At 61.5% G+C, this 19,290-nt stretch carries 16 protein-coding genes and 1 other annotated feature; of the genes, 8 read left to right on the top strand and 8 right to left on the bottom strand.

All coding sequences use genetic code 11. The annotated features are described in order from the left end of the window. Positions 1–10: 10 nt before the first annotated feature. From V7116_RS02220 to V7116_RS02205, 4 genes are all read right to left on the bottom strand, one after another. The gene (locus V7116_RS02220) at positions 11–1,081 is read right to left on the bottom strand and encodes a glucose-1-phosphate thymidylyltransferase (RefSeq protein WP_324389973.1); all 1,071 of its coding nucleotides are present in this window, start codon (positions 1,079–1,081) and stop codon (positions 11–13) included. Between the two features lie 26 nt (positions 1,082–1,107). After that, positions 1,108–1,773, bottom strand: a complete 666-nt coding sequence (locus V7116_RS02215) for a CpsD/CapB family tyrosine-protein kinase (RefSeq protein WP_324389971.1) — start codon at positions 1,771–1,773, stop codon at positions 1,108–1,110. A 9-nt stretch (positions 1,774–1,782) separates the two neighbouring features. Further along, the gene (locus V7116_RS02210; RefSeq protein WP_324389969.1) at positions 1,783–2,445 is read right to left on the bottom strand and encodes a YveK family protein; all 663 of its coding nucleotides are present in this window, start codon (positions 2,443–2,445) and stop codon (positions 1,783–1,785) included. A gap of 111 nt (positions 2,446–2,556) precedes the next feature. Next, positions 2,557–3,300 carry a hypothetical protein gene (locus V7116_RS02205; RefSeq protein WP_324389967.1) on the bottom strand — a complete coding sequence of 248 codons (744 nt, stop codon included), beginning with the start codon at positions 3,298–3,300 and terminating at the stop codon, positions 2,557–2,559. Between the two features lie 182 nt (positions 3,301–3,482). On the opposite strand from V7116_RS02205, the gene V7116_RS02200 reads away from it, so the two are divergent. Next, positions 3,483–3,950 carry a YkvA family protein gene (locus V7116_RS02200; RefSeq protein WP_324389965.1) on the top strand — a complete coding sequence of 156 codons (468 nt, stop codon included), beginning with the start codon at positions 3,483–3,485 and terminating at the stop codon, positions 3,948–3,950. Positions 3,951–3,983: 33 nt separating this feature from the next. Here V7116_RS02200 and V7116_RS02195 read toward each other — a convergent pair whose 3' ends face one another. Beyond that, positions 3,984–4,970 carry an alpha/beta hydrolase gene (locus V7116_RS02195; protein ID WP_324389963.1) on the bottom strand — a complete coding sequence of 329 codons (987 nt, stop codon included), beginning with the start codon at positions 4,968–4,970 and terminating at the stop codon, positions 3,984–3,986. Between the two features lie 254 nt (positions 4,971–5,224). Between V7116_RS02195 and V7116_RS02190 the strand changes: the two genes are divergently transcribed. From V7116_RS02190 to V7116_RS02175, 4 genes are all read left to right on the top strand, one after another. Further along, the gene (locus tag V7116_RS02190; RefSeq protein WP_324389961.1) at positions 5,225–7,678 is read left to right on the top strand and encodes a transglutaminase family protein; all 2,454 of its coding nucleotides are present in this window, start codon (positions 5,225–5,227) and stop codon (positions 7,676–7,678) included. An 85-nt stretch (positions 7,679–7,763) separates the two neighbouring features. Beyond that, positions 7,764–7,935: a sequence feature (ribosomal protein L10 leader region), on the top strand. A 45-nt stretch (positions 7,936–7,980) separates the two neighbouring features. Then, complete coding sequence (rplJ, locus tag V7116_RS02185; protein ID WP_324389959.1) at positions 7,981–8,541, top strand: 50S ribosomal protein L10; 561 nt, start codon at positions 7,981–7,983, stop codon at positions 8,539–8,541. Between the two features lie 69 nt (positions 8,542–8,610). Then, positions 8,611–9,012: a 50S ribosomal protein L7/L12 gene (gene rplL / locus V7116_RS02180; protein WP_324389957.1), complete on the top strand. Its 402-nt coding sequence runs from the start codon at positions 8,611–8,613 to the stop codon at positions 9,010–9,012. 180 nt (positions 9,013–9,192) lie between these two features. Then, on the top strand, positions 9,193–10,323 hold the full coding sequence (locus V7116_RS02175; RefSeq protein WP_324389955.1) for a hypothetical protein: 1,131 nt from the start codon (positions 9,193–9,195) through the stop codon (positions 10,321–10,323). Here V7116_RS02175 and treS read toward each other — a convergent pair. Together treS and V7116_RS02165 are read right to left on the bottom strand one after the other, a co-directional pair. Next, the gene (treS, locus tag V7116_RS02170; RefSeq protein WP_324389953.1) at positions 10,290–11,951 is read right to left on the bottom strand and encodes a maltose alpha-D-glucosyltransferase; all 1,662 of its coding nucleotides are present in this window, start codon (positions 11,949–11,951) and stop codon (positions 10,290–10,292) included. The two genes, V7116_RS02175 and treS, sit on opposite strands and share 34 nt — an antisense overlap. 126 nt (positions 11,952–12,077) lie before the next feature. Then, entirely contained in the window at positions 12,078–12,575 is a 498-nt protein-coding gene (locus tag V7116_RS02165) for an FHA domain-containing protein (RefSeq protein ID WP_324389951.1), read from the bottom strand. Positions 12,576–12,723: 148 nt separating this feature from the next. Here V7116_RS02165 and V7116_RS02160 point away from each other — a divergent pair, with 148 nt between their 5' ends. The 3 genes from V7116_RS02160 to moeB all read left to right on the top strand — a co-directional run bounded on the left by V7116_RS02160 (position 12,724) and on the right by moeB (position 16,163). Then, positions 12,724–13,248, top strand: a complete 525-nt coding sequence (locus V7116_RS02160; protein ID WP_324389949.1) for a tetratricopeptide repeat protein — start codon at positions 12,724–12,726, stop codon at positions 13,246–13,248. 122 nt (positions 13,249–13,370) lie between these two features. Beyond that, entirely contained in the window at positions 13,371–14,834 is a 1,464-nt protein-coding gene (locus V7116_RS02155; RefSeq protein ID WP_324389947.1) for a CpaF family protein, read from the top strand. Between the two features lie 153 nt (positions 14,835–14,987). Then, positions 14,988–16,163 (top strand): molybdopterin-synthase adenylyltransferase MoeB, encoded by a 1,176-nt coding sequence (moeB, locus tag V7116_RS02150; RefSeq protein ID WP_324389945.1) that lies wholly within the window; start codon positions 14,988–14,990, stop codon positions 16,161–16,163. A gap of 64 nt (positions 16,164–16,227) precedes the next feature. On the opposite strand, the gene V7116_RS02145 is transcribed toward moeB, so the two are convergent. Beyond that, positions 16,228–19,149, bottom strand: coding sequence for a tetratricopeptide repeat protein (locus tag V7116_RS02145; protein ID WP_324389943.1), 2,922 nt, complete (start codon positions 19,147–19,149; stop codon positions 16,228–16,230). Positions 19,150–19,290: the final 141 nt, after the last annotated feature.

The raw sequence follows: 19,290 nt of genomic DNA, 5'->3' as shown, positions 1-19,290 counted from the left end.
CGCAGTCCTGTTAGAGCAGTTCCAGGCGGCTGTGATCGCCCAGGTGCATCTTGATCGCCTTGGGACGCAGCGTGTTGATGCCGACCGACGCATGGCGGCCAATGAGGCTGTCCTGAATGCGCGTCGGGATGTTGCACACGGTGCTGTGTTCCAGGACGATGCTGCGTTCGATTTCGCTGTTTTCGATCACGACATCGTGATAGATGCTGGTGAACGGGCCAACGTAGCTGTTGACGATCTTCGTGTTCTGGCCGATGATCGCCGGGCCGCGAATGACGCTGTTGATGATTTCCGCGCCGTCCTGAATCGTCACGCGCGTATCGACCTCGGACTCGGCATCGACCGTGCCCTTGATTTCCGGCGTGAGTTCTTCGAGCACGAGGCTGTTGGCGGTCAGCATGTCGCCGGGCCGTCCGGTATCGATCCACCAGCCGGTATGGATGTGCGGGTAGACGCTGTAGCCGTTTTCGATCAGCCACTGGATCGCATCGGTAATTTCCAGCTCGCCCCGGAACGACGGCTTGATTTCTTCCGTCGCCTCAAAAATGTGGTGATCGAACATGTAGATCCCGACCAGCGCCAGATTCGAGGGCGGCTGCTTGGGTTTTTCGATCAACCGCTCGATGCGGCCATCTGCGTTGAGCTGCGCCACGCCGTACTGCTCGGGGAACTCGACCGCGGTCAGCACGATCTGGCTGTTCCATTCGTCGTGATGCGCGAAGTCCGCGATCAGCGGGCTGATGCCGCCTTGAATCACGTTGTCGCCCAGGAACATCACGAAGCGATCGTCGCCAATGAAGTCGTGCGCGATCTTCACCGCGTGGGCGAGACCCAGCGGGGCGTCTTGCGGGATATAGGTGATTTCCACGCCGAACTGCGACCCGTCGCCCACCGCCTCGCGGATTTCCGGCCCGGTATCACCAATGATGATGCCGATCTCGGTGATGCCCGCGTCGCGGATGGCTTCGATCACACGGAACAACACCGGCTTGTTGGCGACCGGGATCAACTGCTTGGCGCGTGTGTAGGTAAGCGGGTAGAGGCGCGTGCCCTTGCCCCCGCTGAGGATCAGACCCTTCACGGTGTTTTTCTCCCTGTGGTTCCGGGTTAACGAGAATAGTAGCTGCCGACGGGCGCGTCGTAACGGGCATTGGTGAGCACGGTCCCGATCAGCGGCGCTTTGACGCGCTCAAGCTGTTCTTTGGCTCGTGCGGCGTGGTCGCGCTGGGACATGCCCGCGCGTAGGACCAGGATGACACCGTCCACCTTCGCGCTGAGCAGCGCGGCGTCGGTGACGGCCAGGGCAGGCGGCGCGTCGAACAGCACGTAATCGGCGCGTTCCGCCAGCGCCGCGATCACCTCGTCCATGCGGCGCGAACCGAGCACGTCCGCCGGATTTGGCGGCAGCGGACCGCTGGTCAGCACGCTCAAATTGGGCACAGAGGTCGCCTGGATCGCGGGGTTCGCCATCTCGGCGTCTTCGATCAGCATCGTGGTCAGGCCGCGCTGGTTATCCAGGTGCCAGATGTCGTGCTGCGAGGGCTTGCGCAGATCCGCATCCACGACGATGGTGCGGTTGCCACCCTGGGCGAGCGTCACGGCGAGATTGGCGAGCACGGTGCTTTTACCTTCCCCCGGCACGGGCGAGGTGACCAGCAGGCGGCTCAGCGGCTTATCGAGGCTGAAAAACATCAGGTTAGTGCGCAGCGCGCGGTAGGCTTCGGCGGCAGGCGTGCGCGGGTCGGTCAGCGTAACGAGTTGGGCATCAGGCATGATCTTACCTCAGGAGCGCGAATCTTCGGCAGGCACAGCCGCCAGCACGGGCAGGTCGAGGAAGCGCTCGACATCTTCCCGGCGGCGCACGATGTTCGAATCCAGATATTCCAGAACGAAGACGATCACGCCGCCGAGCAGCAGTCCCAGCACCGCTCCGGCGATCACGTTGATTTTGGTCTTGGGGGAATACTGCCCGTAGGTCGCGGTATCGATCTTCATGGCGTCGATGCGGTCTTCGCGCTGGGCGTCACGGTTTTCTTCCGTCCGATATTCTTCGAGCAGCGTGCCATATTCGGTGGCAACCTGGGCGGCCAGCGGGCCGTCTTCCATCGTCACGTCGATCTGCACGGTGAGCTTGGTGGGGTCGGACGCGAAGATCGCGTGGCTGCGCAGCTCGCCGGGCATCATGTCGAGCTGCAAGCGGTTGATGACGTCCTGCGCGCGCTCATCGCTGTTCATCCACACGACGTTGCTGGCGAGCAGCGTGCGCAGCGTTTCGGTCAGGCCATAATCGCTGCGGGCGGGCTGGAACAGCACGACCTGGGTGGCGCGGTAGGTTGGGGTCTGGAGCTTGCTGAAGCCGAAAGCCGCCGCTGCCGTCACGATGACCGCCAGGGCGAGAATCCAGCCGCGCCGGATCAAAATACGAACGTAATACATTAGATTCATGTGATAGTGGTCCTTGTTACACAGCCGCAGCCGCGCCATACGCCGTTATTATAGCAGGGGATTCGCCCCGGCGGGACGGTTGTCAGGCCCGCGTACCGGAATCGATGGTCGTTAACGCTCCGGCGGGATCTCGCCTAACAGCGCCATTCCCAGTGCTTCAACGTCCCTGCGCGAGTGAATCGAACCGTCCAGGTATTCCGCCAGCAGCGCCAGCGCGACGCCCGCCGCCAGTCCAACCGCGATGCGCAGCAGCGGCGCAAAACGCGTCATCAGCGGCGGCGCGATCTGGTTGACGTTCACGTCATCCCACGGCACGACCGCCAGCGACGCGGGTGTCTGGGGCAGGTACGACGTGCTGCGGGTTTGCAGCACCTTGACGGCGCTGTCCGCAATCAGGCGGATGTCACTCTCGTCGTCCCACGTCACATACAGCACCAGCACGCTGCGGTAGCTGTCGGCAGCGAAGGCGGAGCGCAAATTGTCCGCCGAGATGATGTGGCCCTGTGCCCGGAGCGCGGTGCTGACTTCTTCCGCGAACGTATCGCTGGTGATCCACGCGGGCAGGTTCACGACCAGATATTCCGAGGCCAGGAACGGCACGTATACGCTGTCCTCATACGGCGCGCTCGCGGTTGTGCTGCCCTCTGCTTCCGGCGGCGTGGCGGCGGTCAGCCGGATCTGTACGGTGTACGACACGGCAGGCGAGATCATGCCGCGCAGGCCCGACAGTGCCAGTATGAATGCGGCGATCGCTGGCAGCAGGATCAGCCACCAGCGCCGAAAGAGAAACTGCCAGATCGCTTTCAGTTCCATGATCGTCGCGGCAGGTGGGCCGAAAGGCCGGGAATGCCGCATTCCTCCTGTAGGTGTTCCGGCGCGGCGCTACAATACCACCGGGGCCGGGCGGGATGCAACCTGCTTGCCAGATCCGGCCAGGTTCGGTTAGGCTCAATAGTGAACCAGCCACCCAAGCGGGCCATTATAACAGATTGTGGCGGTGACGTGCGGCAACCGGAGCAGCTTGAGGGCAAACAGCCATGAGCTATGATGATGAGTACGAGGATTACGACGAGGAATACTACGAAGACGAAGAGGATGCCAATGCGCTAGCGCAGCTACCCCCGGCGCGACCCCGCCGGGCCGCCCAGTCGCGGCGCGCGGCAGTACCGGCTCGCCGCCAGGAGAACTCGCTGCTGCGCCAGGGCGTCGATTGGGCGCTGGGCGGCAGCATCCTCGCCATCGTCGTGATCACCGTACTGTATGTACTCTCGCCTGTCGATGCCATTCCCGATATTCTCCCGGTCGCCGGGCAGGCCGATGATGTGGCGGCGGTGCTGGCGGGCGGCGCGTCGGTCGCCGTGGCGACGCTGGCGCGCTATATCCTGCGCGGCATAGTTGCCAGCCGTGCGGGCCGGATCGGCTGTCTGGTCGTGATCGTGTTGTCCTCGATCGGGGCGTTCGTTGTCTTCATGGCGTTCCTGGAGTTGTTCGGCAGGGTGTTTTAGCGCGTTTCGTCGCGGTCGAAAGGGGTGTGGAGCTCATCCGTTACCGGGGCTTGGCTCGAAACACGAAGGCAGCTCGCTGGCCTTGTGCGGCCATTCTTCCCCATAAAATGCAAGGTAGTTCACCAGGTGTGCGCTCCAATAGTCGGGATCGTGCCCGCCGATCATGCTGACCGTGTACTCGTGCGAGACGCCCTGTTCGCGCAGGATGCCGGACATGAGCAGCGTGTTATGCCCAACGACATCCTCCGCACCGTTATCCAGGTAGATGCGCATCGGGTTTTTGGCGAAGTTCGCTACCTGTGCCAGATCGAGCGGGTTGCTGTCGGGTAGGGCGTTGTCTTCTGCAAAATACGGGCTGTGGCCGCCCAGGGCGCTGAACAGTTCCGGATGCTGCAAGGCGGTGCTGAACGCCCAAAATCCCCCGCGCGAGATCCCGCCAATTGCCCGGCCTTCACGGCTACCCCAGAGGCAGTATTCGGTTTCGAAGGCGGGGATCATCTCGTCCACGATCACGTCGGCATATGATTCGCCCGCCGGTTGGTCGTTCATCTCCGACAGGTAGCCGCCGTCCGGCATGAACAGCACCATCGGCGGCAGAGTATCTTTGGCGAGGCCGTTATCCATCACTGCCTGCACACCCAGATCGTCCCACATCGCGTCGTCGTATCCCGTCCCGTGCAGCAAAATGACGTACGGGTAGCGCTGTGACGTGTTGTAGAAGCACGGCGGCAGATAGACCCGGTAATCGATGTTGTCGCCCTCGATCGCGCTGTAAAACGAGCCCAAGACGATCTGCCCGTCCGAATCGTCGCATCCTAACGCCGGGGGAGCCGTGGTCGGCTTGGGCAGCAGGGTCGGTGTGGGCGTGCGTGTGGGGATCAGGGTCACGACTTGCTCGTGCGCGCTGATGAGTTCGGTTTCTCCGCTGCCCGTATTGTGCACGACAACCGGGGCCGGAGCGGTGGCGGATTGGGGGAGGGGTGTGCTGCTGGGTGCGAGCGGCTCACATGCGGTGAGCATGACAAGCGTCAGGTAAACGAATGGGAGGAGGGCGCGGGACTTGGTTATCATAGGCGGAATTATAGGCGCGAAAAAAGACGGATACAACCGGAAACTTTGGCGCTCCACGGGGAAACCCGTACAATGGGAACGGCTTATAGCGGTATTGTAATAGGATTCAAAGACGCTGAGTGTAAAGTTAGCGACCTATGACCACGACTCAATCCATGCGCCCGGTGCGGGCACGCTCCACACGTTCTGGCCCTCCCGCCAAAGTGCCAAGCCGGTGGCGCCGACGCCTGCGTAATAACTTCCGCGCCGTGTTTGCGCGCGGCGATATCAGCAGCCTGCTGATGGCGTGGGGTTTGATGATCGTCACGGCACTGGCGCTGGATGCTGCCCACTGGGCTGCCGGAACCGGCCTGCTGGTAACGGTCAGCATCGTATCGGTTGCGTTTGGATTCCTGCTGGCGCGCAGCCACTTCTCCGAGCTTATCGCGCTGCTGGTCACGATGTCGTACAGCGTGCTGGTGGTCAGTGGACTGGCCTCCATCGCCCTGGTGGATGACGGATCGCTGCGCAGCCGCGTGGCGACGCTGGCCGAGCGCATCAATGCGTGGGTGAGCCAGGCTGTGTCGGGCGGCCAGCCCGCTAACGACGAGACGGTATTTGTGCTGTTTCTGGCTGTCCTGTTCTGGTTCCTCGGGCATAACACGGCATGGCACATCTTCCGCGTGGACCGCGTATGGCGTGTCATCGTGCCCACCGGGTTGGTGCTCATCACCAACCAGTTTTACTACCAGGGCGACGCCTCGCTGAGCATCTATCTCGCGGCGTTTTTCGTGCTCTCGCTGCTGCTGCTGATCCGCTCCCATATCGACGCCCGCGAATTCGACTGGTACATGCACCGGGTCAGTTTTCCCGGCAGCGTGCGCCGCACGTTTTTCCAGGCAGGCGGCGTGTTGGCTGCGCTGATCGTGTCGCTGGCGTGGCTCGCGCCAGTCGGCCAGGATGACAAAAATCTCGACCGGTTGAACGAGTTTCTCTCCGGCGAGCCGTTCGCGGATCTGGCCGATCTGTGGAACCGGCTGTTTTCGTCGCTGGAAGGCGAGGGGATCGCCACGGCGGATTATTACGGCGGCGACCAGTTGGAACTCGGCGGTGCGATCCGCCTGGGCGATCAGCCCGTGATGCTGGTCGAGGCTCCCGAAGGGCCGCGTTACTACTGGCGCTCGACCGTTTTCGACCGCTACGGGTTCGATGGCTCGCAGTGGGAGTGGCGGCATACGCGTACCGTGCGCGCCTATACTGAATCGGATGGGCTGGAACTGAACATCGGTGAGTTCACGCCCGGCAGTCGCCAGGACGTCGAGCAGACGGTGACGATGCTCATTCGCTCCACCCGCCTTGTCTACGCCGCGCCGCAGCCGGTGGAATTTGGCCTGCCGGTCGAGGCCGAACTGGACTGCGTGGAGGATCTGGGCCGCCTGTGCGTCAACGAAAACCGCCCCGCCGACGTGTCCGTCGTGCGGGCGCGCGAAACGCTGCGCACCGGGACGCATTACACCGTGACATCCTCGATCAGCACGGCCACCGCCGATCAGCTCCGCGCTGCCGATATGGCCTATCCAGATTGGGTGCTGCGGCTCTATTTGCAGGGCGCGGGCAGCGTCGCGCCGAGCGTGCAGCAGCTTGCGGCGCAGATCGTATCTGACGCGGGCGCGGTCACGCCTTACGACAAAGCCAAAGCGATCGAGCGCTGGCTGCGTGCGAATATCATGTACAACGAGCAGATTCCCGAGCCGCCTGCCGGAGTCGATCCGGTGCAGTGGTTCCTGTTCGATCTGCGTGAAGGGTACTGCAACTACTACGCGACCTCGATGGTGATGATGCTGCGTGCGCAGGGCATCCCTGCGCGTATGGCCGCCGGATTTGCACAAGGCGTGTGGGACCCAGAGCAGGGCGGTTTTCTGGTCAAAGAGCGCGACGCGCATACGTGGGTGGAAGTCTACTTCCCCGGTTACGGCTGGATCGAGTTCGAACCGACCGCCGACGAGGCCCCGCTCGATCGTGAAGGCGATCAGTCACCGGTGACCTCACAGCAGCAGACGCCACAGCCTACGTTCACGCCGCTGCCGACCTTCACGCCGACTCCGCAGCCCACGGATACGCCGGTCCCGCCGACGCCCGACGGGGGCGCGAACGCGACGCCGACCGGTGCCGCCGAGCAGCCCGTGATGCCCGCAACGTCTACGCCGATGCCCACACCGACCGCAACGCCTGCCGCGCCGGAGAACGTGACCCGCGTGGATTCGGGCGGCAGCAGCATAGGCCGCACGATTCTGCTGACGTTGGGCATTTTCATGCTGGTAGTTCTGGCCGGGATTGCGCTGGGTGCGTTCATCATCTGGTATATCGAATATCGCGGGTTAGGCGGCCTCACCGCCGTGCAGAAGGCCTATGCGCGCCTGGGGATTTACGGGCGCTGGCTCGGGCTGCGTCCCGCGCAGGCTGCGACGCCCGACGAACGGCGGCGTTACCTGATTGGCGCGGTGCCCGAAGGCGAGGAGCCGATCAACGCCATCACCCGCGCCTACATCGTGGACCGTTACGGATCGCCTGCGCGCCAGCCCGGCCCCTCCGATCCGCAGACGATGCAGACGGCATGGCACGAGGCGCGAACGGCCTTCATCCGGCGTAAGCTGGCATGGCTGCGCCGCCGAAAGTAACAGCGCTTATAGCTCGGCGCAGGCGAAGTCGGACTTGACGGCGCACAGGGCGGCTGGTATCATCAGCCCCATAATTGAGAGAGCCAGCGATGCTGGCCCTTTGCCGCAGACAGCAGGTGCTCGTAGAGCATAATCGGGGTTTCCCGCCGCCTGCCGAGGTGAAGACCCTTCAACGACCCTAAATGTGACGTTGTCACGTCGTGGGAATGTTTATTCACGGTCTTCGCCGGTTGCGGAGACCGTTTTTTGTTGTCCACAAGGATGACGGACGGTTCATCTTTGAGGAAAGGAGGAATACGCGCTTGGCTATTACAAAACAGCGTAAAGATGAGCTGGTCGCGGAGTATATCGGCCTGCTGCAGCAGTCGAAGGGTGTGGTCGTCACGGAATATCGTGGCATGACCGTCAAACAGCTCGACGCACTGCGCGCGAAGCTGCGCGAAAATAACTCCAGCTTCACCGTGACCAAAAATACCCTGCTGAAGATCGCTCTGAGCGAAGTTGGTATGGCGGTCCCGGAGGATTTGCTGAAAGGCCCGGCGGCGATCATCTCGGCTAATGAAGATTTGGCGGGCATGGTCAAGACCGTTCTGGATTTCAGCAATGGTCAGGAGCTGCTGATCGTCAAGGGTGGCGTCGTAGGGGAGTCGATCTTCCACGAGAGCCAGCTCGAGATGGTTTCCAACCTGCCGTCTATCGATGTGTTGCGTGCGCAGTTGCTGGGCATGATCAGCATGCCGATGTCGCAGCTGGTTGGCCTGTTGGAAGAACCTGCTCGCCAGTTGGTCGCCGTGGTCAAGGCTGGGTCCGATGGCCTGGTCAATGTCTTGGCCGCTTACGTCCAGAAAGAGGAAGCTGCCTAACGGCGGTTTTCGTTCTCGTTCGATGCTAAACAGTCTACAACTGATAACCATATAAGGGAGTAATTCACAATGGCTGACCTGCAGAAGCTGGTTGACGAACTCAGCGCGCTGACCGTCGTGGAAGCGGCTGAACTGAAGAAGTTGCTGGAAGATGCGTGGGGTGTCGAGGCGGCGGCCCCGATGGCGATGGGCGCGATGCCCATGATGGCCATGGGTGGCGGCGCGGCGGCTGCTGCTCCGGCGGAAGAAGTCGAAGAGCAGACCGAATTCAACGTCGTGCTCAAGGACGTTGGCCCCAAGAAGATCGAAGTCATCAAGGTCGTCCGCAGCCTGACCAACCTGGGCCTGAAGGAAGCCAAGGACCTGGTTGAAGGCGCGCCGAACAACGTTCTCGAGGCCGTGAGCAAGGAAGTTGCCACGGACGCGAAGTCGAAGCTGGAAGCTGTTGGCGCGGTCATCGACGTCAAGTAGTTTTGCCTCCAGGCTTAACACCTGTTGAACAAAAGGCGGCTCCGGTTTCGGGGCTGCCTTTTTTGTTCCCCTGGAGCAGAGCGAACTGAGCGGGCATATAAGGACCTGAGACCTGCTAGACGCCCCGCCTAAAAGCCTTTAAACTTAAGAACGTATAAAAACATTAGGTGGAAGGCCCTCATGATGACTGTTATACCTGCCGATGAACTTGAAGTTCGTATCCGTAATACCATGTGGGAACTGGTTCCAACCAGCGATTTGGTGACCATTCAGGCCGTCTTTCGTGCCGTGCACGGGGGCGCGGTGATGGAATACTCCGCTGACTTTGGCGAAGCGCGCCGCCTGCCGGGAACGGTATGCGCGGTGGAGCACGTGCAGTCGGTCGTGATCGGATACGACGAAAAATCTCGGCGGTGGCTGTTGGGCCTTTACATGAACCAACCCCAGGATAAACCGCGTTGGGTGGAACTGGTCCACTGGCCGGTCGGAGATAACCGGATGTATGGCGCGGCGGCGCAGCAGGCCGGGCGCGCGCTGGCGGATTACATCGGCAGCCCGCTGAAGATCTTCGGAGCCAAGAAGGTGACTGCGCCGCTCAACGACCCGGATGTGCGCGGAATCGTAACGGGGCCCCTGACGCCGCATAGGCGCGACGAGATCGATCCGCGACAGGTGATGGAACTGGCGGAGCCTATTTCGCTGCCGATTCAGTACCCGTCGATGTGGCTTGGACGCGAACGCTCGGGCGTAACGCTCCGGCTTGCGAAGGATGCTACCTCTTCGCAGAAGCGCCACGAAGCGCCCTCGTTTAACCAGTGTGTCATTAACCTCGAACAGGGCACAATCCGGCTCATGCCGCCGACGGGGCTTCTGGGGGCCTTTCTGGGCGGTCAGGCGCGTGTTCTCAAGACGGCGGACGTGCGCAACGTGGAGCTGCGCCATACCGTCCGCGAGCGCAGCGAGATGCGTGAAGAAAGCGGCGGGCTGGCGACCGAGGTGACGTACCTGCTCAATATTTGGGGCGTCTACCTGACTCTGTCCGATGAATCGCTGCTGCTGGCTCAAACCGGGCACGAAACCAACACGAACCTGCTGCGTTCTCGTGCGGTCGGGGGGAATAAACTTGCCGTGGATTCTGCGCGCGGTCTGGAGTATCTGCGCCTGCATCAGGCGGACCAGTCACTCTTCGAGCGCGCGCAGAAGTGGGCCGAATCGGCAGCGCTGGTTATTGCTGGCGCGCTGCATACCCGGCTGGTGAAGACCGAAGTTCAGGAAACCTATTCGGCGGACGTCGAAAACACCAGCCAGTGATAGCCGTAAGGGGCCAGTTTGACCGTGTATGGATCGCTGCTGATGGGCGTCCATGTTTCGCCCGTTAGCAGATCCCTGGGCGTGACGCCTACATAGCTCCCCAGGTTGAGCGTAAATTCCTGCGGCGCGTCTGCCAGATTGACCAGCACCAGGACGTGCTCCTCTGGGCGATCCTCGCCATCGGCGCGGTATATGCGCCAGTAGCCCAACACTTCTTCGGTATCCGGCAACGCAAACGTAAATGTGCCCCGCCCAAACGCGCGGAACTGGCGGCGCACGTCCAGCATGTGCCGCATAGTGTGCCACAGGGACGTCTCGTCCGCTTCCGCCGCCTTGACGTTGACCTTCTGGTAACTGAAGGTCTCGTCGTTGATGACCGGAGCGTAGAGCCGCTCTGCGTCTGAGAAGCCTGCGTTTTTCGAGTCGTCCCACTGCATCGGCGTGCGCACGCCGTCCCGGTCATCGAGCCAGATGTCGTCACCCATGCCGATCTCATCCCCATAGTAGATGATGGGGGAGCCGGGCAGTGTGAACAGCATCGCGTTGAGCAGCTCGATCCGGCGGCGGTCGTTGTCCAGCAGAGGAGCGAGGCGGCGGCGAATGCCCAGGTTGAGGCGCATACGCGGTTCCGGCGCGTACTGATCCCACATAAAGCGGCGTTCTTCTTCCGTCACCATTTCGAGCGTCAGTTCGTCGTGGTTGCGCAGGAAGATGCACCACTGTGCGAGCGACGGGATCGGCGGCGTGCGGTTCAAAATATCCACGATACTGGTCCGCGCTTTTTGCTTCAGTGCCATGTACAGGCGCGGCATAATCGGGAAGTGAAACGCCATCTGGAATTCGTCGTCATCGCCGAAGTAAGCGCGCACGTCTTCCGGCCACTGGTTCGCCTCGGCCAGCAGCAGGCGACCCGGCCACTTGGAGTCTACATGTGCGCGCATCCGCTTCACATACTGGTGCGTTTCCGGCAGGTTTTCGCAGTTTGTGCCCTCACGCTCAAACAGGTACGGCACGGCGTCCACGCGGAACCCGTCGATCCCCAGTTCCATCCAGAAGTCGATGATGTCCAGCATCTCCTGCTGCACGGCAGGGCTGTCGTAATTCAGGTCCGGCTGCGCGCTGAAGAAGCGATGCCAGTAATATTCCTCGGTCGTTTCGTCCAGCGTCCAGTTAGACGACTCTGTGTCGAGGAAGATGATGCGCGCGTTCTGGTAAAGCTGATTCGTCCGGCTCCAGACGTACCAGTTACGCATAGGGGAATCGGTTGAGGTGCGCGACGCCTTGAACCAGGGATGCTGGTCGGACGTGTGGTTCAAGACGATGTCCACGATCAGGTGCATGCCGCGCTCGTGCGCGCCATCGACGACCGCCTTGAAGTCTTCGAGCGTGCCATAGTCTTCGTGGATGCCACGGTAATCCGCCACGTCGTAGCCATCGTCAACCAGCGGCGAGGGATAGATGGGCAGCAGCCAGATGCAGTCTACGCCCAGCGCCTGAAGATAGTCGAGCTTGGACAGCAGACCCTTGAGATCGCCGTGCCCGTCGCCGTTCCCATCTTTGAACGCTCGCACATAGAGTTCATAAAAGACCGCGTCTTTGTACCACGTTGGCATCTGAGGCTCGGCCATGCTCTCCCTTTCAGGCGGGTTGGAGAAGCTCTCGGTGGTTTGATTGTGTGTGCTTTGTGTTGAGCGGTTAGCCATAGTTCCCAATATCGTGGCGGACTGTCCGCCGGTGCTAGGACCCCACGTGGGTCAGGCAAATCGAACCTGCATGACCAGGTTCCCCAGACGTACCTCGTCACCATCGCGCATGATCCGCTTTTGATACGGCGTCAATTCGATGCCGTTCAAGTAGGTGGCATTGGCGCTGCCCAGGTCAGTTAATTTTAACGCGTTGTCTTCAACTAGAAACGCCGCATGGCGGCGCGAGACGCCCTCTTCCTGAGCGTGGTATTCATCCAGCAAAATGTCCGGCTGCTCACCGTGATCGGGGTCGAAGCGTCCCACCACGAGCCGCTCGCGCAAATCAATAATAAGTGGTTGGCTGAATCCGCGAATATGTAAAAACAACCGGCGGTGTTCTCCGAGGCGTGCCGTACCCCAGCGCGGTTGGTGCTGAATTTCCTGGGCCATTTCGATGCGGAAAGTTTCGCTATCGGTGTCGCTTTCTTCTTCAAGTTCTGCGCCGCACTTGGCGCAAAACAGAACGCCATCCGGGTTCTCAAAACCACATTTTTCACACGTGAGCACCGTGTTGTCCTTGGTGTGTAAAATAAATCCAATATGAAGAAGTATACAAGAAGTATGATACCTGCCAAACGCATTTCGCGCTCTGGCGCTGATTCTATGAAGGGTATACTGGTAGGTAGAAGTTATGGTGGTGTGAAAGGGACTCGTTATGGGCCAGCCCGCGTGGTATGAACGGTTCGGACGGATTGGGCGCCGACTCAGCGTAGCCGAGCGTTACTATGAACGTGCCCTGTATTACTATCAAAAAGGTAAATACGACCTTGCGGTGGCGGATCTGGACGCCGCCATCCAGAACGAGCCCAAAAACGCTGAATTATACGTGGCGCGCGGGCTGGCGCTGCTTGGCGAAAACCGGGCCGAAGACGCCGACGATGATTTTGCGTACGGACTGGTGCTCGACCCGACGCAGTGGCTCGCGTACTACGGGCGCGGTATGCGGGCATTCGCGGCGGAGCAGTGGGGTGCCGCCGTGGACGCGTTTTCCCGTGCGCAGCGCCTGGCGCCGGACCGTCCCGAAATTTACCTCTATCGTGCGGCGGCGCTGCACCGTGCCGGGCAGACTGAAGAGGCGCGCAGCGATACCGAGTACGCGCAGACTTTGATCCCTGCCAACGATAAGCGCCGTAAGCTGGTGAGCCGCTGGTTGGCGGCGTTTGGCGCTCCCCCCGGATGACCCTTAAATCAACGCTCTCATGAAAAATGCATGAATGACGTGTAAATATCGATAAACTGGCTTACACTGTCTTAAGGATTACTTTCGTAAGCACATCGCAGAGCGGTGAGGGGTAAGCCAGTATGTCATCACGACTTTCTCGTCTTAATCGAGTTGGGGCCGAAGAGCAAAAGCCCACCAGCACGACGTCGCTGCCGACAATGGGTACGCCACCGGAACCGGTTCGGCCCACTTCTCCAACATTGTTTGCGCCGGAACAGCAGATCGAACCCGACAAGCGCCGCACACCGCCGCGTATTGCGATGCTGCGGAAACAGCTCCGTGGGAAGCTGCTGGCGACGGTGGATGAATTTGACGAGATGTCGAGCACCAATCCTGAGCACCAACAGATCGTGCGCGACCGGCTGCGCATGGTGCTTGAGCGGGCCAATATCAAGCTCGGGCCGGAAGAGCTGGCGCAGCTTGAAGAGGCCCTGATTGTCGATTTGCTCGGCTTCGGGGCGATCGATCCGTTGGTGCAGGATGTCAGCTACTCGGAAATTATGGTGAATGGTCCTGAGACCATCTTTGCCGAGCGCAAAGGTAAAATTTCCGAGACGGAGATTACGTTCGACGACGAAGATCACGTTCAGTGGACTGCCCAACGCATCGTGCGGCCCCTTCAGCGTGACTTCAGCCGCAGCAACCCGATGGTTGACGCCCGCCTGCCCGATGGGTCGCGCGTGCACCTGATTATGCCGCCGTCCGCGCTGGAAGGTACGACGCTCACCATTCGTAAGTTCCCCTCCAAGCCGCTCACCGTGGACGACCTGATCCGCTTCGGTTCCATGTCGGAAGAAGTAGCGGAATTCCTGCGCGCGTGTGTGGTGGCGCGGCTCAACATCGTTGTGTCGGGCGGTACGGGATCGGGCAAGACGACACTTCTGAATGTCCTCTCGGCGTTTATTCCCGATGATGAGCGCATCATCACGATCGAGGACTCGGCGGAACTTCAGCTAACGCAGCGCCATGTCGTGCGTCTGGAAACCTGCCCGCCCATTCCGAAGGGCGATGGCGAGGAAGGGCGTCTCATCATCCGCGATCTGGTGAAGGGCAGCCTGCGTATGCGCCCCGATCGCGTCGTGGTGGGAGAGTGCCGTTCCGGTGAGGCGTTGGACATGCTGCAGGCGATGAATACCGGTCACGACGGGTCGCTGACCACGGTTCACGCCAACAGCCCGCGCGACGCCATTGGTCGCCTTGAGACGCTGGCGCTGATGGCCGGGATGGATCTGCCGCTGAACGTCATTCGCCGCCAGATCGCCAGCGCAGTACAGCTCATCGTGCAGCAAAGCCGCCTGAAGGATGGCAGCCGTAAGATCATCCAGATCACGGAACTGCAGGGCATGGAAGGCGATCAGGTGACGCTGCAGGATATCTTCGTGTACCAGACGCCCGATTCGCGCGGATCAGGCCCCAGCCACGCGGGCGGCGGCCAACTGATGCCCAGCGGCTTCCGGCCCAAGTTCACCGAGCGCCTGGAAGAGAGTGGGTTCAAGCTCAGTGGCCGGATCTTCGGCGCGGGGTCGGGCAAGTTCGGTAATTAACTGCCCCAACTGGTTTTCGCGTGCTACAATCCGCGCCCTGGGAACATCTGTTCCTGGGGCGCGGTTGTGTTAATCTCTAGAAAGCGGTTTTTGAAAGCGGCGGGAGCTTCCTCGATGAACCGGAACGCCGCAGTAGGAAGTGAAGGACAGGTTATGACTGCGTTGAATGGTGACGGGGAGGCTCTGTCACAGGCAGAACTGGCCCGTTATGCGCGCCATCTCAGTTTGCCGCAGGTGGGCGTAGAGGGGCAGCGTAAGCTGAAGACGTCCAGCGTGCTGGTTGTGGGAACGGGCGGCCTGGGCAGCCCGGTCTCGATGTATCTGGCGGCGGCAGGCGTCGGGCGGATTGGGCTGGTCGATTTTGACGTCGTAGATGCCAGCAACCTCCAGCGCCAGATCGTGCACGGCCAGAGTACGCTCGGCGTACCGAAGGTCGAGTCGGCAGCGGCCCGTTTGCGCGATCTCAACCCCTACGTCACGGTCGAAACGCATCAGGCGCTGCTGTCGAGCGAGAACGCGCTCGATATCCTGGCCGGATACGATCTGATCGTGGATGGCACGGATAATTTCCCCGCCCGGTATCTGTTGAACGACGCGGCGGTGCTGCTTGGCAAGCCGCTCGTCTACGGCAGCATTTTTCGTTTCGAGGGCCAGGTAAGCGTGTTCGGTGTGGAGGGCGGTCCCTGCTACCGCTGCTTGCTGCCCGATCCGCCGCCGCCGCATCTCGTGCCAAGCTGTGCCGAGGCCGGGGTGTTGGGCGTGCTGCCCGGCACGATTGGTACCATCCAGGCCACCGAAGCGATCAAGGTGCTTCTGGGCGTCGGACAACCGCTGGTGGGACGCCTGCTGCTGTATGACGCACTGGATATGACATTCGAGACAGTACGGCTGCGCAAACGGCCCGAGTGCCCGGTGTGCGGGGATCCCCCGACGATTACGGCGCTCATCGACTACGATGCCTTTTGTGGCGTGCCGGGGCATGTTTCACAGGCAGATTCCATGACCGATATGAAGCCCGAAATGACCGTGCAGGAAGTGAAAGCGCACCTGGATGCAGGCGATCCGCTAGTGCTGGTGGACGTCCGCGAGCCGTACGAGCTGCTGATCAGCCACCTGGATAATGCGCTGGCGATCCCGATGAGCGAAATGGATCAGCGTCTGGGCGAGATCCCGCTCGATAAGCCTGTAGTCGTGATCTGCCGGTCTGGCGTGCGCAGCGGCCAGGTGGTCGAGCATCTGCGCAAGGCGGGGTATTCGAATGTCACGAACATGGTAGGGGGCATCAACCAGTGGGCGCGGGACATTGATCCGTCCCTGGCGCTATACTGAGCAAGTAACCGACATTGAGCGAAAAAAGAGGGGAGCCATTGGCTCCCCTTGATGTGTCCGTTCGTCAGGGCAAGTTCTGAGGCTGGATGTCCGTGATGGGCAGCGCAAAGGCGTCCAGCGAAGGCTCTGGCGCGGCGAGGGTGACACCTGCGCTGGTCAACCGCTCCTGGCGGGCTTTGGCGCGGCTCAACAGCCGCCGTGCGTCGGTGTTATCGGGCAGGCGTTCCACGGCCCCTTGCAGCAGCTGCACCGCACGGTTGATCTGCATCGTGTCATCTACGAGCAGCCGTGCCAGGGTAAGCAGCACGTGCCCGATCTCCGCCTCGTCGCCCAGATCCAGCGCGGCCCGCAGCGCCTGCTGGTAAAGCCGGAGCGCGCCCGGCTGATCGCCGCTGGTTTCCGTAACGCCGCCCAGATCCATCAGTAGATCATAGGTCCAGTCGCTGTCTCCCGCGTCGCGTGCCAGCTTGATTGCGCGCCGGTAAGCGCCTTTGGCGCCATTCCAGTTCAGCAGCGCCGTTTGTGCCTCTCCCAGCTTGTCCAGCGCTAACCCGAGCATTTCGGGTTCGTTGGTGCGCTCGAAGATAGAGACGGCCTGCTCCAATACCGCTGCCGCGTCGTTATACCGCTGCTGCGCGAGGTACTGCGCGCCAAGCTTATCGAGAATCCTGCCGATCGCGGGCCATTCCTCGAAGGGGCGCAGCAAATTGAGCGCCTCGCGGTATGCGTCTTCCGCACCTTCATGTTTGCCCAGCGCTGCTTCGAGATCGCCCAGCAGCATCAGCAGTTTGCCCTCGACCTGCGGAACGTTGATGTCCTCGGTCAGTTGCAGCCCTTGTTCAAGGTAGCTCAATGCGTCCTCGTAGCTGCGCTGCTTTAAGCTGAGTTCCGCCAATGCTTCCAGCGTCGTGAGCCTGCCGCGCGCATCCTCGGCGGCAGTATAGGCTTCCAGCGCCTGCTCGTAATGCGTGGTCGCTTCCACGATTTGGCCTGCTTCGCGCGCCTGTTGGGCTTGTTCCAGCAGGCGATCCGCGTCCACGGCGGGCGCAATGGCGGAGAGCGTCGGCTCATCGGTGGGCGCTTTTTTCACCACTTCTGGCGCAGCCGCCGGTTCAGGTTCGGGCTGCGGTTCGGGTTCTGAAGGGAGGTCGGCTTCGGCTTCTACCTGTTCGACATCGCTGAGCGGCTCCGCCAGACTCATGATGTCCAGCGGTTCGAGTACGTCCTCGTCCTCTGCGTCATTCGCCTCGGCCTCATCGGGCTCGCTTTCTTCTGCCAGTTCTGTCAAGAATTCGCTGGCTTCGGCAGGTGCGTCCTGCTCTGCTGCGCTGGCCGGTGGTGCAATGAGTTCCGCGTCGCCCGAAGCCTCGTCCGTACCGGCTGCGGTTTCCTCGGCATCCTCATCCGCGAACAGCCACGCCGCGTCCATCACTTCCGGCTCCACGAGCGAGTCGCTGGCTTCCAGGGTGAACCAATCATCCGCCGTCTGGGTTTCTTCCGGCGCTTCGTCCATATTAAGGAAGTCGAGCGGCATTTCTTCGGCGGCGGGTTCAAGCTCCTCGACCGGTTCCGGTGCGGCTTCGACTTCCGCAACCGGCGCGGGGATCGATTCCATCTCTGATTCTATTTCGGCTTCCGGCTCGGTTTCTGGCTCCGGTTCCGCTTCTGGTTCGGCAGTTTCGGCGGTCACAACGGCTTGTGGCGCAGGCGCGGCCTCGACCGGCTCGTCTTCGGCGCTGTCGGGATAGACCATCATGTACAGCAGCCAGTCGAATTCCGACTGGTAATTGCAGGTGTTGACGAAGCTCTCCGGCTCGTCGGGATCGAGCAGTTCGATCAGCGTTTGCAGATCCTCGTCCCGCCGCGTGCGTGCCATGTACAGACCCGCCGCCATGATGGTGTCGATCTCGGCAGTCAGCCGGTCGTAATCCTCGGGCGTATCGTCACGGCTGTGACGCTGGACGTAGCTTAGCAGGCCGTTCAGGTGACGCTGGCGCAGCGTGTCGATCTGCTGCTTGCCGGTCAGCAGGGCGTAGACGAAAGCCTGCACCACGTCGTGCACGGAGAAGTAGGGCTGGTTGTAAGCTGTTCGTTCCGTGGCGAGGCCGCGTGTTACAAGCTGGCGCATTCCGGCGCGCACGGCGGCGGCAGGCGCACCGCTCACATCCGCGAGTAGTTCTTCGCTTACGCCCCCGGTAAAGGTCGTGCCTGCCAACAGCAGCATGCCGCGCAGGGGCGCGGGCAGCGCACGATAGGCAGCGGCCAGGACGGCGGCGGGCGGGTTGAGACGGGCGGTAGGAATGCCCGACATCTGCGTGAGCAGGATGCTGGGGGACATGATGCCTGCGGAAAGGTGGTGGCCTGCGATGGAGATCGCCAGCGGATTGCCGCCAAGCTGCTCGCCCAGCGTCATCAGGTCCATCAGGTCGGCTTCCAGGTCCGGTCCGGCCAGATGCAGCAGCATGGCGTTCGAGGCGTCACCATCCAACCGGGCGATTTCGTGCTGCGTCCACGGCCCTTCGATGGCCCGCGGATGCGTCACGATGACCGGAACATTCGTCGCGCAGTCCCGTACGAACTGGCGTGCCACCCGCACGTCGATCTGCCCGTCCAGCACGATGAGCGGCTGGTTTTCCTGAAGCAGCGCGCGAATGCGCCCGATTTGTTCGCTGAGATCGTCTTCCGGGCTGACCACATCCGCGTCGTAGGCGCGCGCGATCTGGTTCAGCAGCGCATGCAGCGGATCGCCGTGCAGCGTGAACCAGAGCAGTTCGTGCTGCTCGCCGTATTCTTCCGCGACACGCGCCGCGAGGGCTGTTTTACCGATGCCCGCTGGGCCATAAAGCAGCACCGCCGATTGGTCCTCCAGCGCGAAGCGGAGGGTATTCAGTTCCGCGTCGCGCCCAAAAAGCGGATCGGGCGGTTGTACGGTAAGGTCGGCGTGGTTCGAAGCAGAATTTTGCGGGAGATCTGGTGATTGGCCCATCGTTATTTTCACCCGGAACACGCGTCATAATATAGGAGGTAATCTGCACGCCAGTATAGCAGAAGCTGTTACGCGGGACTAGCTGACTATGGGGCTACACAATTTCAGGCGGCAGCGTGAACGAAAACGCCCGGCATAAGG

Source organism: Aggregatilinea sp. (assembly GCF_036822615.1).
Lineage (GTDB): Bacteria > Chloroflexota > Anaerolineae > Aggregatilineales > Aggregatilineaceae > Aggregatilinea.
This window is presented reverse-complemented; position numbering and strand designations above follow the sequence as displayed.

Coding starts and splice junctions, on each gene's coding strand:
- V7116_RS02205 (WP_324389967.1), bottom strand. CDS start 3,300: ATGCGGCATTCCCGGCCTTTCGGCCCACCTGCCGCGACGATCATGGAA.
- rplL (WP_324389957.1), top strand. CDS start 8,611: ATGGCTGACCTGCAGAAGCTGGTTGACGAACTCAGCGCGCTGACCGTC.
- moeB (WP_324389945.1), top strand. CDS start 14,988: ATGACTGCGTTGAATGGTGACGGGGAGGCTCTGTCACAGGCAGAACTG.
- V7116_RS02215 (WP_324389971.1), bottom strand. CDS start 1,773: ATGCCTGATGCCCAACTCGTTACGCTGACCGACCCGCGCACGCCTGCC.
- V7116_RS02175 (WP_324389955.1), top strand. CDS start 9,193: ATGATGACTGTTATACCTGCCGATGAACTTGAAGTTCGTATCCGTAAT.
- V7116_RS02200 (WP_324389965.1), top strand. CDS start 3,483: ATGAGCTATGATGATGAGTACGAGGATTACGACGAGGAATACTACGAA.
- V7116_RS02195 (WP_324389963.1), bottom strand. CDS start 4,970: ATGCTCACCGCATGTGAGCCGCTCGCACCCAGCAGCACACCCCTCCCC.
- V7116_RS02210 (WP_324389969.1), bottom strand. CDS start 2,445: ATGAATCTAATGTATTACGTTCGTATTTTGATCCGGCGCGGCTGGATT.
- V7116_RS02155 (WP_324389947.1), top strand. CDS start 13,371: ATGTCATCACGACTTTCTCGTCTTAATCGAGTTGGGGCCGAAGAGCAA.
- treS (WP_324389953.1), bottom strand. CDS start 11,951: ATGGCCGAGCCTCAGATGCCAACGTGGTACAAAGACGCGGTCTTTTAT.
- V7116_RS02145 (WP_324389943.1), bottom strand. CDS start 19,149: ATGGGCCAATCACCAGATCTCCCGCAAAATTCTGCTTCGAACCACGCC.
- V7116_RS02160 (WP_324389949.1), top strand. CDS start 12,724: ATGGGCCAGCCCGCGTGGTATGAACGGTTCGGACGGATTGGGCGCCGA.